General features: G+C 73.2%; 17 protein-coding genes. 9 read left to right on the plus strand and 8 right to left on the minus strand.

The genetic code is table 11. The features are described 5' to 3' along the window. Positions 1 to 38 precede the first annotated feature (38 nt). Positions 39 to 662 carry a DNA polymerase ligase N-terminal domain-containing protein gene (locus tag ACIBCJ_RS33205; protein WP_365981390.1) on the plus strand — a complete coding sequence of 208 codons (624 nt, stop codon included), beginning with the start codon at positions 39 to 41 and terminating at the stop codon, positions 660 to 662. A 38-nt stretch (positions 663 to 700) separates the two neighbouring features. On the opposite strand, the gene ACIBCJ_RS33210 is transcribed toward ACIBCJ_RS33205, so the two are convergent. The 4 genes from ACIBCJ_RS33210 to ACIBCJ_RS33225 all read right to left on the minus strand — a co-directional run bounded on the left by ACIBCJ_RS33210 (position 701) and on the right by ACIBCJ_RS33225 (position 4831). Further along, positions 701 to 3055, minus strand: coding sequence for a SpoIIE family protein phosphatase (locus ACIBCJ_RS33210; RefSeq protein WP_365981391.1), 2355 nt, complete (start codon positions 3053 to 3055; stop codon positions 701 to 703). Positions 3056 to 3116: 61 nt separating this feature from the next. Beyond that, positions 3117 to 3584, minus strand: a complete 468-nt coding sequence (locus ACIBCJ_RS33215; RefSeq protein ID WP_365981392.1) for a peroxiredoxin — start codon at positions 3582 to 3584, stop codon at positions 3117 to 3119. Next, positions 3581 to 3961: a DoxX family protein gene (locus ACIBCJ_RS33220; RefSeq protein WP_362510937.1), complete on the minus strand. Its 381-nt coding sequence runs from the start codon at positions 3959 to 3961 to the stop codon at positions 3581 to 3583. Before ACIBCJ_RS33220 ends, ACIBCJ_RS33215 begins: the two co-directional genes overlap by 4 nt. A gap of 213 nt (positions 3962 to 4174) precedes the next feature. Next, positions 4175 to 4831, minus strand: a complete 657-nt coding sequence (locus ACIBCJ_RS33225) for a TetR family transcriptional regulator (protein ID WP_362510940.1) — start codon at positions 4829 to 4831, stop codon at positions 4175 to 4177. 276 nt (positions 4832 to 5107) lie between these two features. Between ACIBCJ_RS33225 and ACIBCJ_RS33230 the strand changes: the two genes are divergently transcribed. The 4 genes from ACIBCJ_RS33230 to hemC all read left to right on the plus strand — a co-directional run bounded on the left by ACIBCJ_RS33230 (position 5108) and on the right by hemC (position 9561). Beyond that, the gene (locus ACIBCJ_RS33230) at positions 5108 to 6562 is read left to right on the plus strand and encodes an MFS transporter (protein ID WP_365981393.1); all 1455 of its coding nucleotides are present in this window, start codon (positions 5108 to 5110) and stop codon (positions 6560 to 6562) included. A 97-nt stretch (positions 6563 to 6659) separates the two neighbouring features. Next, entirely contained in the window at positions 6660 to 7640 is a 981-nt protein-coding gene (locus ACIBCJ_RS33235; protein WP_365981394.1) for an ATP-dependent DNA ligase, read from the plus strand. Positions 7641 to 7781: 141 nt separating this feature from the next. After that, a complete protein-coding gene (locus tag ACIBCJ_RS33240; protein WP_362104201.1) occupies positions 7782 to 8558 on the plus strand; it encodes an NPP1 family protein in 777 nt (258 codons plus the stop codon). A gap of 67 nt (positions 8559 to 8625) precedes the next feature. Continuing rightward, positions 8626 to 9561, plus strand: coding sequence for a hydroxymethylbilane synthase (gene hemC, locus ACIBCJ_RS33245; RefSeq protein WP_362510952.1), 936 nt, complete (start codon positions 8626 to 8628; stop codon positions 9559 to 9561). Between the two features lie 37 nt (positions 9562 to 9598). Here hemC and ACIBCJ_RS33250 read toward each other — a convergent pair whose 3' ends face one another. Continuing rightward, positions 9599 to 10123: a hypothetical protein gene (locus ACIBCJ_RS33250; RefSeq protein WP_362104205.1), complete on the minus strand. Its 525-nt coding sequence runs from the start codon at positions 10121 to 10123 to the stop codon at positions 9599 to 9601. Between the two features lie 303 nt (positions 10124 to 10426). On the opposite strand from ACIBCJ_RS33250, the gene ACIBCJ_RS33255 reads away from it, so the two are divergent. Continuing rightward, the gene (locus ACIBCJ_RS33255) at positions 10427 to 11218 is read left to right on the plus strand and encodes a SigB/SigF/SigG family RNA polymerase sigma factor (RefSeq protein ID WP_362104227.1); all 792 of its coding nucleotides are present in this window, start codon (positions 10427 to 10429) and stop codon (positions 11216 to 11218) included. Here the strand turns inward: ACIBCJ_RS33255 and ACIBCJ_RS33260 are convergent. Continuing rightward, positions 11166 to 11537 (minus strand): ANTAR domain-containing protein, encoded by a 372-nt coding sequence (locus tag ACIBCJ_RS33260; protein WP_365981395.1) that lies wholly within the window; start codon positions 11535 to 11537, stop codon positions 11166 to 11168. The genes ACIBCJ_RS33255 and ACIBCJ_RS33260 overlap by 53 nt on opposite strands. Before the next feature lie 182 nt (positions 11538 to 11719). Here ACIBCJ_RS33260 and ACIBCJ_RS33265 point away from each other — a divergent pair, with 182 nt between their 5' ends. Beyond that, positions 11720 to 12523, plus strand: a complete 804-nt coding sequence (locus ACIBCJ_RS33265) for a VOC family protein (RefSeq protein WP_362104207.1) — start codon at positions 11720 to 11722, stop codon at positions 12521 to 12523. 10 nt (positions 12524 to 12533) lie between these two features. Here the strand turns inward: ACIBCJ_RS33265 and glgX are convergent, their stop codons facing one another. Further along, on the minus strand, positions 12534 to 14681 hold the full coding sequence (gene glgX, locus ACIBCJ_RS33270; protein ID WP_362510958.1) for a glycogen debranching protein GlgX: 2148 nt from the start codon (positions 14679 to 14681) through the stop codon (positions 12534 to 12536). Then, complete coding sequence (locus tag ACIBCJ_RS33275) at positions 14678 to 15193, minus strand: pep a2 (protein ID WP_362104211.1); 516 nt, start codon at positions 15191 to 15193, stop codon at positions 14678 to 14680. The genes glgX and ACIBCJ_RS33275 overlap by 4 nt, the downstream gene beginning before the upstream one ends. 335 nt (positions 15194 to 15528) lie before the next feature. On the opposite strand from ACIBCJ_RS33275, the gene ACIBCJ_RS33280 reads away from it, so the two are divergent. Beyond that, on the plus strand, positions 15529 to 15801 hold the full coding sequence (locus tag ACIBCJ_RS33280; RefSeq protein ID WP_362104215.1) for a DUF5133 domain-containing protein: 273 nt from the start codon (positions 15529 to 15531) through the stop codon (positions 15799 to 15801). Positions 15802 to 15861: 60 nt separating this feature from the next. Beyond that, a partial coding sequence (locus tag ACIBCJ_RS33285; protein ID WP_362510961.1) for a maltotransferase domain-containing protein occupies positions 15862 to 16523 on the plus strand: 662 nt, incomplete at its 3' end.

Genomic DNA, 16523 nt, shown 5'->3' on the forward strand with positions numbered 1-16523 from the left:
ACCGGCACTGATCGGGATCTCCCGGGAAGGAGCGGCAGGTGGGCGGCGAGGACGGCGTACTGCGGGAGTACCACGGCAAACGGGACTTCGGCCGGACCGGTGAGCCCGCCGGCGACGGGGCGCCCGGCGAAGGCGGGGCACCCCGGTTCGTCGTGCAGATCCACGACGCGAGCACCCTGCACTTCGACTTCCGCCTCCAGGTGGCCGACGTGCTCAGGTCCTGGTCGGTGCCGAAGGGGCCGTCGGCGGATCCGAGCGACAAGCGGCTCGCGGTGCCGACGGAGGACCACCCGCTGGAGTACGAGGAGTTCGAGGGGGTGATCCCGGCGGGTGAGTACGGGGGCGGCACGGTCATCGTGTGGGACCACGGCACCTACGAGCCGCTGAGCCACGACCGCCGGGGCCGTCCGGTCGACTTCGCCGAGTCGCTCGCGCGCGGACACGCCCGGTTCCGGCTGCACGGTGCGAAGCTGCGCGGCGAGTACGCGCTGACCCGGTTCCGGGGCGGCTCGGACGCCGGTTCCGGTGAGGACGCGGCGTGGCTGCTGGTGAAGACGGCCGGCGGCGCAGGGGGGCGCGGCACCCCGGACCCGCGGCGGGCGCGGTCCGCGCGCACCGGCCGCACGCTGGCCCGGGTGGCCGCGCAGGAGGGCGGGCAGTAGACGGTCCGCGCCGGGCCGCACGGATTCGCGCGGGCGGTTCACTGTGCGGGCAGGGGCTGCTCGGCCCAGATCGTCTTGCCGGTGTCCGTCTGGCGGCTGCCCCAGCGCTGGGTGAGCTGGGCGACCAGGAGCAGCCCCCGCCCGCCCTCGTCGTAGGCGTGGGCGCGGCGCAGGTGGGGCGAGGTGGAGCTGGCGTCGGACACTTCGCAGATGAGGGCGGTGTGGCGGATGAGGCGCAACTGGATGGGCGGCTCGCCGTACCGGATGGCGTTGGTGACCAGCTCGCTGACGACGAGTTCGGTCACGAAGGCCGCGTCGTCCAGCCCCCACTCGGTGAGCTGCTCGCCGACGGACCGCCTGGCGGCCGCCACGCCGACGGGGTCCGGGTGGACGTCCCAGGTGCGCACCCGGTCCTCGCCCAGCGCCCGGGTGCGGGCCAGCAGCAGCGCCACGTCGTCGCCCGGCTCCTCCGGCAGCACGGCCTTGAGCACCCCGTCGCACAGCGCGTCGAGCGAGCTGGCGGGCGCGGTCAGCGCCCGGCACAGTTCCGCGGTGGAGTGGTCGACGTCGCGGTCGCGGTCCTCGACCAGTCCGTCGGTGTAGAGGGCGACGACGGAGCCCTCCGGCAGTTCCAGCTCCGTCGCCTCGAAGGGCAGACCGCCCACCCCGAGCGGTGGCCCGGCGGCCATGGTGACGCTTCGGGTGGTGCCGTCGGGCAGAAGGAGGACGGGCGCGGGGTGGCCGGCCGCCGCCAGGGCCAGACGCCGGGAGACGGGGTCGTACACGGCGTAGAGGCAGGTGGCGCCCAGCTCCGCGATCTCCGCGTCGCCGCTGTCGCCGCCGACGGCCGCGAGGTGGGTGACGAGGTCGTCGAGGTGGGTCAGGAGCTCGTCGGGGGGCAGGTCGACGTCGGCGAGGGTGCGTACGGCCGTGCACAGCCGGCCCATGGTCGCCGTGGACGGGATGCCGTGGCCCACGACGTCGCCGACGACGAGGGCGACGCGGGTGCCGGAGAGCGGGATCACGTCGAACCAGTCGCCGCCGATGCCCGCCGCGGACGCGGAGGGGAGGTAGCGGTGGGCCACCTCGACCGCGGCCTGTCCGGGCAGGTCCTTGGGAAGCAGGCTGCGCTGGATCGCCAGAGCGGTGGAGCGTTCGCGCGCGAAGCGACGGGCGTTGTCGATGGACACGGCGGCCCGGGCGACCAGTTCCTCGGCCAGGACGGCGTCCTCCGTGGCGTACGGCTCCCGCGGCGCGGTCCGGACGGCCAGGGCGACGCCCAGGGTGGTGCCGCGGGCCCGCAGGGGCACGGCCAGGACCGAGCTGACGGCTTCGCGGAAGGGGCGGTTGTGCGGGGCCGCGGTGTCGCGGGTGCGCATCCACCGGTCGAACTCCGGGTCGCCGGGACCGCTCAGGACGGCGCGGCCCTCCTGCATGGCCCGGGCGGGCGGGCTGTCGGACGGGTGGACCTCGGGGCCGCCGAGGCGCACGGCGGGGATGGGGAAGCCCTCGGTGGCGGAGCCGTGGGCCGCCCGGCGCAGGGCGGCGTGCTCGGGTGGCGTGGCGTGGGGTTCGTCGGTGCCGAGGACCCAGTCGAGCAGGTCGACCGCGGCGAAGCCGGCGAACCGCGGCACGAGGAGCCCGACCAGTTCCTCGGCGGTGCGGACGACGTCGAGGGTGGTGCCGACCTCGGCTGCCGCGTTCAGCAGGTCCAGCCGCTCGCGCGCCCGGTGCTGTTCGGTGCTTTCCATCGCGGCCATGGCGATGGCGGTGAGCGCGCCGGAGGTGTCGTGGACCGGCCAGATCTCCACGGTCCAGGCGTGCGGGCGGGTGCCGGTGGGCGCGGGCGAGTAGCTTTCGTACTGAACGGGCCGCCCCCGGTCGGCGACGACCCGCAGATGGTGCAGGAAGGTCTGTGCGTCGCCCTCGAAGTCCGCCAGCGTGTCGGGCAGGCCGCGGCCGATCAGTTCCGCCGCGGATCTGCCCAGCATCCGGCACGAGGCCTCGTTGACATGTACGAAGCGCAGGTCGGGGTCGAGGACGGACATCGACAAGGGGGCCTGCCGTACGGCGTCGTCGACGAGGGCGGCCGTCGGCCCGCCGGGCGCCTCGGCGGTCACCGCGCAACCCCGCGGTGCGCCGTCGGCGCCCAGCAGCGGACGGACCCGCAGCCGCAGGCTCACCGCGCGGCCGTCCCGGTGGCGGACCAGGACGGTGCCGGAGGGGCCGGTGCCGGACAGGAGGCCGGTGGGCGCGTCCCGCGCGAGCAGGTCGCGCGCGGGGCGCCCCACGACCTCCTCGGCCGGGTATCCGGTGAGCCGCCGCGCGCCGTCGCTCCACCCCGTCACCAGTCCGCGGGCGTCGACGATCATCGCGGCGGAGGAATCCTCCATGCCGTCCAGGATCATCCCAGGGCGATGCGGTATCAACCGGGACGTGGCGCGGGTGGCCCCGTCACCCCCGGTGGGCGCGGAGCGCGGCCAGGGCGCGGTCGGCGTGCGTGCTCATCCTCAGTTCGCTGCGGACGACCTCCAGCAGGGTGCGCCCCTGGCCGATGACGAAGGTCACGCGCTTGGTGGGGGCCAGGCTGAAGCCGCGCTTCACCCCGAACCGCTCCCGGACCCTGCCGTCGGCGTCGGACAGCAGCGGCATGCCCAGGCTGTGGCGCCCGGCGAACTCCTGCTGGCGTTCCACGGGGTCGCCGCTGACGCCGACGGGCCGGGCGCCGACCGCGGCGAACTCGGCGGCCAGGTCGCGGAAGTGACAGGCCTCCGCCGTGCATCCGGTGGTGAGGGCCGCCGGGTAGAAGAACAGGACGACGGGGCCGTCGGCGAGCAGGTCGGACAGGCGGCGCGGGGTGCCGGTCTCGTCCGGCAGCGTGAAGTCCTCGACGGTGTCGCCGACGGCGGGGAGCGCGCTCACGACCGGCCCCCGGTGCCCTGGGCGACGGCGCGGGCCCACAGCACGAGCGGCACCTGCACCGGCAGCCGTCCGAGGGCGGCGGCCTTCTGCGGGGTGGGGCGGTGCCGCCAGTCCCAGGCCATCTTGACGTTGGCGGGGAACACTCCGACGAAGAAGGTGGCGGCACTCAGCGCGGCGGCCTTGCGGGTACGCGGCAGGGCGAGCCCGGCGGCCAGCGCGAGTTCGGCGGCGCCACTGGCGTACGTCCACGCCCGGGGCGTGCCCGGCAGGGAGCGCGGGACGGTGGCGTCGAACGGGCGGGGCCGGGCGAAATGGGCGACGCCCGCGGTGGCCAGCAGGCCGGCGAGCAGCAGGGGTGAGCGTTCGGACCGTGGCACGGTTCCTCCTCGGGGGGCCTGCCGCGGGATATTACTCGACGGTAAGGAACGGTGGGCGCCCGGCCCGCCCCGGGCGTTGCGGATGCCGGCGCGGAACCGAGCGCGCGACGGGAGACCTCGATGGACGCCGTCGGCGGACCGGCGGCAGCGGTGGACGGCGGTCGTGGCGGACAGGTCGTCGGCGAGCACGCGCAAGGCCTCACCCGGCGCCCGTCACTTCCCGCCCCGGGAGGTGACGGGCGCCAGCCACATGCCGACGATCGCGTCGACGAGGCCGTCGGCCGCGTCCTGCCAGCTGGCGCGCGGGGTGGGACGCCTCTCGGCCAGGGCCCGCTCCCGCTCCTCCGCCGTGTGCACGATGAGGTGGCGGGCCATGTCGCCCCGCTCCGCGCGGACCTCGTCCGGGAGCGCGGGCATGCACCGGTTGCGGCCCTCGATGATGGCCCGCAGGGAGACCGAGGCCCGGGACTGCTCCGTCATGATCTGCCGCAGCGCCGGGTCGGTCATGACCTGGGCGCAGAACCGCGCGTACCAGGTGGGACTGCCCAGCGCCGCCAGGTGGTCGAACTGGGGACGGACCAGGCAGTCCACCCAGTCGCGCAGGTCCGACGAGTCGCCCAGGACGGCGAGCTGCCGGGCGCGCAGCTCCTCGACCCGGTCCGAGTGGCGCTGCGCGATGGCGCGGACGAGATCCGCCTTCGTACCGAAGTGGTAGCCGACCGCCGCGTTGTTGCCCTGCCCGGCGGCCTCGCTCACCTGGCGGTTGGAGACCGCGTACACCCCGTGCTCGGCGAACAGCCGCTCGGCGGTGACCAGGATCAGCTGCCGGGTCGCGCCGGCCTGTTCGCTCCGGACCGCCCTGCCCGCCATGATCACCACCGCGCCGGGACTTTTCCTCACCGCCCGCGCCGACCAGTCCCTCGAGTCGCCGCAGGTCCGCCGTCGTACGGCGCGTTCTCACGAGAGCCTACGGGGCGGCGGCGCCGGGACGCCGCCCGGCCCGGGCGCGCTGACGCCCGCCACACCCCGTACGATACTTCAAGCGACTGACTTAAAGTTGCTTCGGCCCTCCGACCCTCCGGTCCGTCGACCCACTCCTCGCTCGTCATCGCTGTCATGGCTCGTCCTCGTCCGAAAGGCTCCTCCATGTCCGCTTCTCCCGCCGCTCCGCGGCCGAACGCCGTGGTGGCGGTACTGGCCCTGGCCGGGATCGTCGTCGCGCTGATGCAGACCCTGGTCATCCCGATCATCCCGGAGCTGCCCGAGCTCCTGGACGCGTCGGCCTCGGACGCGGCCTGGGCGGTGACCGCCACGCTGCTCGCCTCCGCCGTGGCCACGCCGGTCGTCGGAAGGCTCGGCGACATGTTCGGCAAGCGGCGGATGCTGCTGCTCAGCCTGGTGCTGCTGATCAGCGGCTCGGCGGTCTGCGGGCTGAGCGACGCGCTGGTCCCGATGGTCGTCGGCCGCGCCCTGCAGGGCCTGTCCGCCGCCGTGATCCCGCTCGGCATCAGCATCATGCGCGACGAGCTGCCCGCCGAGCGGCTGGCCGGCGCCACCGCCGTGATGAGCGCCTCCCTCGGGGTCGGCGGCGCGCTCGGGCTGCCCGCCGCCGCGCTGATAGCGGACAAGCTCGACTGGCACATGCTGTTCTGGCTCTCCGGCGCGCTCGGCGCGGTCTCCCTGGTGCTGGTCCTCGCGCTGGTGCCCGAATCAGCGGTGCGCACCGGCGGCCGCTTCGACCTGCCCGGCGGCATCGGCATGGCCGCCGGACTCGCGAGCCTGCTCCTCGCCATCTCCAAGGGCGGCGACTGGGGCTGGTCCTCGGGCACCGTGCTCGGACTGTTCGCCGCGGCCGTGGTGATCCTGCTGGTGTGGGGCTGGTGGGAGCTGCACACCCCGGCACCGCTGGTCGACCTGCGCACCACCGCCCGGCGTCAGGTGCTGTTCACCAACCTGGCGTCCATCGCCATCGGCTTCTCCATGTTCGCGATGTCCCTGGTGCTTCCGCAGCTGCTGCAGTTGCCCGAGGCCACCGGTTACGGACTCGGCCGCTCCCTGCTGACCACGGGGCTGGTGATGGCGCCGTCCGGTCTGGTGATGATGGCGTTCGCCCCGGTCTCCGCGAAGGTCTCCAAGGCCAGGGGCCCGAAGGTGACACTGATGATCGGCGCCCTGATCGTCGCGGCCGGCTACGGCCTGAACATCGTGCTGATGTCCGAGGTCTGGCACCTGGTACTGGTCTCCTGCGTCATCAGCGCGGGCATCGGCTTCGCCTACGGCGCCATGCCGTCGCTGATCATGGGCGCGGTGCCGCCGAGCGAGACGGCCGCCGCCAACAGCCTCAACACCCTGATGCGGTCCCTGGGCACCTCGGTCGCCAGCGCCATCGCCGGCGTGATCCTGGCCCAGATGACGGTCGACCTCGGCGGCTTCGCCCTGCCGTCGGAGAACGCGTTCAAGGTGGTCATGGCCATCGGCGCCGGCGCGGCCCTGCTGGCCTTCGCCATCGCGTCCTTCGTCCCCCGGCACCGCCCCGCTGTCCCGGTGACGGGACCGGCCGCGACCGACGGTGTCGCGACGAAGACCGCCTCCGCGCACTGACCGCGACGGCGCCGGCCCCGCCCCGGGACCGGCGCCGTTCAGGCGAACCTGACGGGCAACGCGCGTGACGGCCTCCGGGCCCGTCGAGAACTGACCCGTGGAGCTGCCGCTGATCCCTCCGATGCTCGCCACCCCCGGCGCCCTGCCGGCCGCCGGGCAGGACGCCCGCTGGGCCTACGAGACCAAGCAGGACGGCCAGCGCGTCGTGGTCTACCTGCCCGGCGACGGAAGCGTCCTGCTGCGCGCCCGCTCCGGAGCGGACATCACCGCCGCCTACCCCGAGCTGTCGCCGCTCGCCACCGCGCTCGGCGGCACCCCCGCCGTCCTGGACGGCGAGGTGCTGGCCCTGGACGAACAGGGGCGTGCCGACTTCCAGTTGCTCCAGTCCCGGATGGGCCTCGCGCACGACCCGGGCCGGGCGGCGCACCGGGCGGCGAAGGTCCCCGTGCACCTGGTGCTGTTCGACGCGCTCCACCTGGCGGACCGCTCCCTGCTGCGCCTGCCCTACACCGGCCGCCGCGAGCGGCTGACGGACCTCGGCCTGAACGGATCCTCGTGGTCGACCCCGGCCGCGCTGGTCGGCCACGGCGAACAGGCCCTGCGGGCCACCCGCGAGCACGGCCTGGAGGGGCTGGTGTGCAAGCGGCTGGACTCGGTCTACGAGCCCGGCGTCCGCTCCCGGGCCTGGGTCAAGATCCGCAACATGCGCAGCGAGGACGTCGTGGTCGGCGGCTGGCTTCCCGGCAGGGGGCGGCTCGGCGGACTGCCCGGTGCCGTCCTGGTCGGTCAGCGCGCCGCGGGCCGGCTGCGTTACGTGGGTGGGGTCGGCACCGGCTGGAGCGAGGGCGAGCGCACGGAGCTGGCCGCGCTGCTGGCGGCCGCCGCGACGGACGTCTGCCCCTTCGACCCGGTGCCGTCGGTGCCCGGCGCGCGCTGGGTCGTCCCCCGGCTGGTCGGCGAGGTCCGCTACAGCACCCGCACCCGGGAGGGCATGCTGCGCCAGCCGTCCTGGCTCAGGCTCCGCCCCGACCTGGCGCCCGAGGAGTCGGCCGCCGACCTTCCGGACGACCTGGCGTGAACCCGTGACGGCCCATCAGGTGTCGGGCTGCCCTTCACCGCGGTGACGCCGGTGCGCCCTTGGCACCGGAGGGAAAAGACGGCAACCTGAACTCCTCTTCCCCCCACAGCCGTTGGGCTGCCCCTGTCCGAGGAGGACGCGATGCCGTCGCGTACCGCCGCACAGCCCCGCAGGAGATGGCTCACCGTACCGCTCGGTGCCCTCGCCCTCGTCGTCGCCTTCCCCGCCACCGCCTTCGCCGCTCCGCCGCCGGGGCTGCCCGGCAACGCCGACAGCCTGGAGCGGACGTACCAGCCCGCCTACGACTACGACACCGACGGCTGCTATCCCACACCGGCCATCGGCGCCGACGGAGCCGTCAACGGCGGGCTGAACCCGACCGGCGCGCTGAACGGCAACTGCCGCGACGCCTCCGACCTGGACAACACCAACGGCTACGCGCGCGCCAAGTGCGACCACGGCTGGTGCGCGTACATGTACGGCCTCTATTTCGAGAAGGACCAGGCGCTGCCCGGCACGAGCCTCGGCGGCCACCGGCACGACTGGGAGCACGTGGTGGTGTGGGTGCGGGACGGCGCCGTGCAGTACGTGTCGACGTCCAACCACGGCTCGTTCAGCGTGTACGAGCGGTCGGCCCTCCGCTTCGACGGCACCCACCCGAAGATCGTCTACCACAAGGACGGCATCAGCACCCACTGCTTCCGCCCGGCGACCTCGGGCGACGAGCCGCCGGAGAACCACCGGGGCACCTGGCAGTACCCGGCTCTGGTGGGCTGGAACGGCTATCCGGCGGGCCTGCGCGAGAAGTTGAGCTCCTACGACTTCGGCAGCGCCCACTTCGGCCTCAAGGACGGCAGCTTCGCCTCCCACCTGGCCGCCGCCAAACCCGCCGGGGTCCCCTTCGACCCGAACGCCTGAGGCGGCGGGTGGGCCGGCCGGGCGAACCGTGCCCCACGAGCACCCCCGCGCGCACTATCGTGTCCGCATGTCCGCCCCCGAACTGATCCGCATCGTCTCCCGCGACTCCCCCATGGCGCTGGCCCAGGTCGAGCGCGTCCGCGCCGAGTTGGCGGCCCTGCACCCCGGCGTGCGCACCGAGGTCGTACCGGTGAAGACCACCGGCGACAAGTGGCTCGGCGACCTCTCCCAGGTGGACGGCAAGGGCGCGTTCACCAAGGAGGTCGACGCCGCGCTGCTGTCCGGCGAGGCCGACCTCGCGGTGCACTGCGTCAAGGACGTGCCCGCCGACCGGCCGCTGCCCGCCGGCACGGTGTTCGCCGCCTTCCTGAAGCGGGACGACGTGCGGGACGCGCTCGTCCACCCGGGCGGGCTCACCCTGGACGAGCTGCCCGACGGGACGCGCGTCGGCACGTCGTCGGTGCGCCGGGTCGCCCAGCTGGCCGCCACCCACCCGCACCTTCGGTGCGTGCCCTTCCGCGGCAACGCCAACCGGCGGCTGGCGAAGCTCGCCGCGGGCGAGGCGGACGCGCTGCTGCTGGCCGTCTCCGGCCTGGAACGCATCGGCCGCGCCGACGTGATCAGCGAGGTCCTCTCCCCCGAGACGATGATGCCGCCGATCGGCGCGGGCATCCTCGCTCTGCAGTGCCGGGAGGGCGACAGCGCGCTGATCGACGCGGTGAGCGGCCTCGGCCACCCCGCGACGCACCGGGAGGCGACGGCGGAGCGGATGTTCCTGCACGTGCTGCAGGGGCACTGCAACAGCCCGATCGCCGGGCACGCCCACGTGGACCGCAGCGGTGAACTCTCGCTGCGGGCTTGCGTGTTCACCCCGGACGGCAAGGTCCGCCTGAACGCCCACGAGTGGGCGGGCCGGCTCGACCCGGCCACCCTCGGCACCTCGGTCGCGGTGGCCCTGCTGCGGCAGGGCGCCCGGGAGATCATCGACGGCATCGCGCACTGACCGGACCGGCGGGCCCGGCACACGGCCGCCGGGCAGGTCAGGCGGGGCCCTCCTCCGACTGGCCCCGCAGGAAGGCGCTCACCTGGTGCGCGAGGCCCTCCTCCCGCACCGTGCCGCACGGGGCCGCGCCGAAGCCGTCGGGCAGCCCGAGGGCGCCGCTCCACAGCCGGCGGTCGGCCCACTCCTCGTCCACCCGCAGCTGCACCTGGACGTCGACCTGGCCGAGGCTCGCCTCCGGGCCGGCCGCGTAGAGCACCGCGGTGGCCCGGCGCAGCGGATAGACGTCGAAGCCCTCGATGAACTGGGAATTGCGCCAGTCGAGGAAGGCGCTCTCCCCGTCGGCGCCGATCCGCACGTCGATCTGGCCGTCCTCGAGGTGGATGCCGAGGTGCCGCCCGCCCCGGTTCTCGACGGTCACGCGGAGCCGGAAGTACGTCAGTGACTCGGCGGCGTCGTCACGTCCGCGCGGCGGCTCGGCCTGCTCGAGACCGTGGACGCGGACCCGAAGGCCGGTGTGCTCGTCGTACTCCTGCCAGTCCCCGACCACGTTCGGCTCGTACACGGTGCCCCTCTCGACCTCTCGACGCTGCTTCCTATCTGTGCGCCGATCGCACTGTCAAATGAGCGGAATGCGCTGTGGCCAGGGGCTTCGCCCCTTTTGATCGGTGATCAAGCGCTGCCCAGGGACGATCCGCCGGCGCCGGGCCTGCACGGTCACCCGGAGCGTGCCGCACATCACGTCCCGCTACGGGGCTACGCACCGGTCACCGGTACGCAGCCGTTCGAGTGGCCGTCCGGGGCATTCGCGCTCAGTATCCATATATACGAGGACTTGCCAGCACCCCTGCTGAGGGAGGTGCGCGTGATGCGTGTCGCCGGCAGAACCAAGCCCCACCCGCACGACGACGCCCCCGACACGGCCGCGGCGTTCGACCGGCTCGCCCGGCTGCCCGAAGGGCCGGAACGCAAGGCGCTGCGGGACGACCTGATCCGGGTGTGGCTGCCCATGGCGGAGCGGATCGCGGTCCGCTTCCGGGGCCGCGGCGAGAACCTGGAGGACCTCTACCAGGTGGCGGCCCTCGGCCTGGTCAAGGCCGTCGACCACTACGACCCGGGGCGCGGCCACGCCTTCGAGGCGTACGCCGTGCCGACCGTGACCGGCGAGATCAAACGGCACTTCCGCGACCACATGTGGACCCTGCACGTGCCACGCCGGATCCAGGACCTGCGCAACCGGGTCCGCAGAGCGGCGAAGGAACTGGCCCAGACCACGCCGGGGCGAGGCCCGACCGTCGAGGAGATCGCCGAGCACGCACAGCTGACCACGGCCGAGGTGCGGACCGGCATGGAGGCCCTGGAGTGCTTCTCCGCCCTGTCGCTGGAGGCGGAGATGCCCGGCACCGACGGGTACGCCCTCGGTGACGCGCTGGGCGGCCCCGATCCCGCCTTCGACGCGGTCGTGGACCGGGTGGCCGTGCGGCCCTGTCTGGAGGCACTGCCCGAGCGCGAGCGCACCATCCTGTACCTGCGCTTCTTCGGCGGGATGACGCAGAGCCGCATCGCCCAGCAGCTCGGCATCTCCCAGATGCACGTCTCCAGGCTGCTCACCGGCTGCTTCGACCGGATACGCGAGGAGATCCTGACGGAGGCCCGCTGAGCCCGGGCCGCCGCAGGCGCGCGTCCAGGGCGGCCCGGATTCCGGGCGGCATCACTCCGGTGCGCCCCCAGATGAGTATCGTTTCCGCCACATTGCGGAGTTTGATGTTCGTATGCTGGGAAACCTCCTTCAGAACGATCCACCCCTCGTCCGGCGTCACCCCGCCGAGGGCGATGACCACGCCGATCGCCTGGTCGACGACGGCGTGCGAGACCACCGCCTCCTTGAGCTGCCGGACCTCCTCCTGCAACCGGAAGACCTGGTCCGTGCCGGCATCCGAATCCGGGGCGGGGCCCGGTGCCGCGTCGGTGGGGGGCATGGTCACCTCCGGGTCTCCGTCCTCACCGGGCGCGCCGTCGCGCGCCACTGCGCCGTCCGGGGCCCTCGCGCCACCGTTTCGGCGCCCCGTGCGGGGTACTCGCCAGGCGCCCGCCGCACTCCCGGCCGGACACTGGTGTGGAGCCGGTGACTGCCGGTGGACGAGACCAGGACGCGACTGCCATGAACCACGACATCACCTCCACCACCCACCCGGAGGACCTGCTGTCCACGCACAACGTGTACGGGGCCCCTTGCTGGGTGAGTCTCACCAGCCGTGACCTGGAGGCCACCGAGGAGTTCTACTCCGCCGTGCTGGGCTGGCGGTGGCGGCCCGCCCGGCTGGGCGAGCCGTTCCGCATCGCCCTGGCCGACGGGGTCCCGGTGGCCGGGATCGCCGCCGTCGCCGCCATGTGGCAGATGGCGGTGGCCTGGACGCCGTACTTCGCCGTGCGCAGCGCGGACGAGGCCGCGTCGCGGGCTCAGGAGCGCGGCGGCACCGCCGCGGTCGGGCCGATCTCCCTGCCGCCCGGACGGGCGGCGCTGCTCGCCGACCGCGACGGCGCGACGTTCGGGATCTGGGAGGGCGAGCTCTTCTCGGACTGGGACGCGTGGCGCACCAAGCGTCCCGCCTTCATCCGGCTGCACACCCGTGACGCCTTCGACGCGGCCATCTTCTACGGCGAGATCTTCGACTGGGCGTCCGGTCAGGGCTGCTGCGAGGTCCGGTACGAGGGGGACGAGGTGGTCCTGCGCCAGGAGGGCCAGGTCGTGGCCCGCATCGAGTCGGGGGCCCTGGGAGCGGCCCCGGACCCCTCCCTGCGGCCGCACTGGCAGGTGCACTTCGCGGTCGAGGACGTCGCGTCCTGCGCCCGCACCGCGGAGCGGCACGGTGGCAGCGTGCTCTCCGAGGGCGCGGACGAGGCGGTGCTGCGGGACGCCGACGGCGCGCAGTTCACGGTGACCGCGCGCCGCCTCGGCACCTGACCTCACGGGCTCACCGGCCGCTGCGGGACGGCCGGGAGAGCAGCACCAGGCTGCGCTGTCCGACGGTGAGCCGGGTGCCCGCCTTGTACTCCGCCTCGTCGGGGACGCCCTCCGGGTCGGCGGTGTCGATCAGGGTGGTCCAGCGCTCCCCGTAGGCGGCGGCGGGCAGCCGGAAGTCGGCCGGCTCCCAGTGGCTGTTGAACAGCAGCAGGAAGGAGTCGTCGACCACCGGACGGCCCTGCGCGTCGGGTTCGGCGATGGCGTCGCCGTTGAGGAAGACACCCACGGTGTGCGCGTCCGAGCGCTGCCAGTCGTCGTCGGTCATCTCCCGCGCGTCGGGCCGCAGCCACATCAGGTCGGGCAGCGGCTGGTCCGCGTGGGTGACGGTCTCGCCGCGGAAGAAGCGACGCCGGCGCAGCACGGGGTGGTCGGCGCGCAGCGCAATGAGGCGGCGGGCGAAGTCCAGCAGTGCGCGCTGCTCGCCGCCGAGCCGCCAGTCGATCCAGGAGATCTCGTTGTCCTGGCAGTAGGCGTTGTTGTTGCCGCGCTGGGTACGGCCCAGTTCGTCGCCGTGGCAGATCATCGGGATGCCCTGGGAGAGCAGGAGCGTGGCCAGGAAGTTGCGCTGCTGCCGGCCGCGCAGCTCCCGGACGGCCGGGTCCTTCGTGTCGCCCTCGGCTCCGCAGTTCCAGGACCGGTTGTGGCTCTCGCCGTCCCGGTTGTCCTCACCGTTGGCCTCGTTGTGCTTGTCGTTGTACGAGACGAGGTCGCGCAGCGTGAAACCGTCGTGCGCGGTGACGAAGTTGACGCTCGCCCGGGGGCGGCGCCGGCTGTGCTGGTACAGGTCGGACGAGCCGGTCAGCCGGGAGGCGAACTCGCCGAGCGTGTGTTCCTCGGCGCGCCAGAAGTCCCGTACGGCGTCCCGGTACTTGCCGTTCCACTCCGACCACAGCTGGGGGAAGTTGCCGACCTGGTAGCCGCCCTCGCCCACGTCCCAGGGCTCGGCGATCAGCTTCACGCGGCTGATCACCGGATCCTGCTGGATGAGGTCGAAGAACGCCGACAGCCGGTCCACCTCGTGGAACTGCCGGGCCAGGGTGGCCGCGAGGTCGAAGCGGAAGCCGTCGACGTGCATCTCGGTGACCCAGTACCGCAGCGAGTCCATGATGAGCTGGAGCACGTACGGATGGCGCATCAGCAGGCTGTTGCCGGTGCCGGTGGTGTCGTAGTAGTGCTGCCAGTCGCCGTCCACCAGGCGGTAGTACGAGGCGTTGTCGATGCCGCGGAAGGAGAGCGTGGGGCCCCTCTCGTTGCCCTCGGCGGTGTGGTTGTAGACCACGTCGAGGATCACTTCGAGGCCGGCCTCGTGCAGGGTCTTGACCATCGACTTGAACTCGCTCACCTGCTGGCCGCGGGTGCCCAGGGCGGCGTAGCCGTTGTGGGGCGCGAAGAAGCCGATGGTGTTGTAGCCCCAGTAGTTGGACAGCCCCCGGTCCAGGAGCACGCCGTCGTGGACGAACTGGTGCACCGGCATGAGTTCCACGGCGGTCACGCCGAGGGACGTCAGGTGCTCCACCACCGCCGGGTGCGCGAGGCCCGCGTAGGTGCCGCGCAGTTCGTCCGGCACGTCCGGGTGGGTGCGGCTGAGTCCGCGGACGTGTGCCTCGTAGATGACGCTCTCGGAGTACGGGCGCCTGGGCGGGCGGTCGTCGCCCCAGTCGAAGAAGGGGTCGGTGACCACGCCGAGCATGGTGTGCCCGGCACTGTCGCCCGGGTCGGGCTTGCCCCTGGCCCGCTCGAAGAGGGAGGCGTGGTTGTCCACCAGCCCGTCCACGGCCCGGGTGTACGGGTCGAGGAGCAGCTTCGCCGGGTTGCAGCGGTGGCCGACGGCCGGGGCCCACGGACCGTGGACCCGGTAGCCGTAGCGCTGTCCCGGGCCGACGCCGGGCAGGTAGCAGTGCCAGACGAAGCCGTCCACGTCGGGCAGCGGGATGGCGCTGTGATTACCGTCGTCGTCGACCAGCACGAGGTCGACCCGTTCGGCGACCTCGCTGAACAGGGCGAAGTTGGTGCCCTGTCCGTCGTACGACGCTCCCAGCGGATAGGGGTGCCCGCTCCACACGGGCGACCCCTTCCAGTTCGGCCTGGCGCGGGTCACCGGGCGTCCTCCAGAACGCCGTTGCCCGTACGTGCCCAACCGGCCACCTGGGCCACTGGCATGATCTCGCGCGGCACGTCCAACCCCTCCTGGGTGATCGGCTCGGGCTCCCTCGCCACCAGCGGCACTCGTTCGCCGGCCCGGGCGCGGCGTGAGAACCAGATGACCTTCGCCCCGGTGTCGGTGGCGCAGCAGCCCCAGCCGTCACTGTTGGCGGCGAGGTGCTGCAGACAGGTGCGCAGGTCCTGGTCGGGACGGAGCGCGTGGTCGTTGCCCGCCACGGCCGTGATGAGGTGCTGGCGGTTCCACCACATCTCGATCGACGTGTTCTTGTCGCTCGCGTGCTCGTCGATCGCCAGCAGCAGCATCTCGGCGCCCGAGCAGACGGGTTCGACGAGGTTCTCCAGGTTCCAGAACCGGAGGTGAGCGGCCAGGATGCGCCTGACCTGTCCGACCCGTTCCGGGCTCACTTCCACGTCGAGGTGGTAGTAGCAGGGCACTGCGGTCTTCATCGTCGTGGCTCCTCACCGCGAAGGCTCTCGCTCCTCCCGTCCCTTGGGGGACGGGCTCCCCGATCACGAAGCGTGAGCACCGATCGCTTCTGAGTCACTCCAGAGTGGGAGCAGTAGTCCATTCGTGCAACACGAGCGACTCGGGGCCGGAATCCGGGGGCGGGGAGCCGGATGAAAGAAGTTGAAGATCCAACAAGACGGCGCGTCACCATCCGTGCACCATGTGTGAGAACTCGATCGTGCGCGACGCGATCGTCCTGAACCCGCTCGTTCGGCACCCGCACGTCCACCACGCCCTCGTCCGTACCACCGGACCGTCCGGAAGGTGACCGGCCATGCTGCTCCCCGCGAAGAGCGAAGTCGCCCGGCAGCTGCGGCATTACCGCGCCTGGGAACGTTCGATGCTGGCGTCCCCCACGGACGTCACGGTCCGGACCACCTTCGAGGACTCCGGCTACACGCTCTGCGTGCTGATGGGGAAGCGGTGCGCCCGCGAGGCCGCGGACGCCGCCGAAAGGTATCTGCGGACCCATCTGGTCGCCCACGCGCAGGAGCGGACGGAGCGGCTCGCGCCGTCGGGCCAGAAGGCCCCCTCGGGTGCGGCCTGACCCGATCGGCCCAACCAACAGGCCGGGCCCGCGCCCGGCCCCGAGCACGGCGGAGGTGAGATGCGGATGAGTGCGACCGTGGGGATCGGACGGATCCCGGTCCGGGACGTCCACCCGGTGGTGGAGAACGGCAGGCGCCCGGCGAAGGCGGTGGCGGGAGAGACGTTCGAGGTCACCGCCACCGTGTTCCGGGAGGGACACGACGCGGTGGCCGCCAACGTCGTGCTGAAGGACCCCGAGGGCCGGCCGGGTCCCTGGACGCCGATGCGGGAACTGGCCCCGGGCAGCGACCGCTGGGGCGCCGAGGTCACCCCGGGCGCACCGGGCGAGTGGACCTACCGGGTGGAGGCGTGGAGCGACCCCGTCGCCACCTGGCGCCACCTGGCGCGCATCAAGGTTCCGGCCGGCATCGACACCGGCCTGGTGCTCGAGGAGGGGGCCGAGCTGTACCGGCGGGCCGCCGCGGGGGTGCCGGGGGACGCCGGGCGGGCCGTCGTGCTGGCCGCCGCGACGGCGCTGCTCGACGACACGCTGCCGGTGGCCACCCGGCTGGCGGCGGCGCTGACGCCTGAGGTGGACGCGGTGCTGGCCCGGCATCCGCTGCGGGACCTGGTCACCTCCTCCGAACCGCTGCCGCTGCTGGTGGAGCGCGAACGCGCCCTGTACGGCGCCTGGTACGAGTTCTTCCCCCGCTCCGAGGGCACCCCCGAGCAGCCCCACGG

The sequence above is a fragment of the Streptomyces sp. NPDC051136 genome, from assembly GCF_044455745.1.
Lineage (GTDB): Bacteria > Actinomycetota > Actinomycetes > Streptomycetales > Streptomycetaceae > Streptomyces.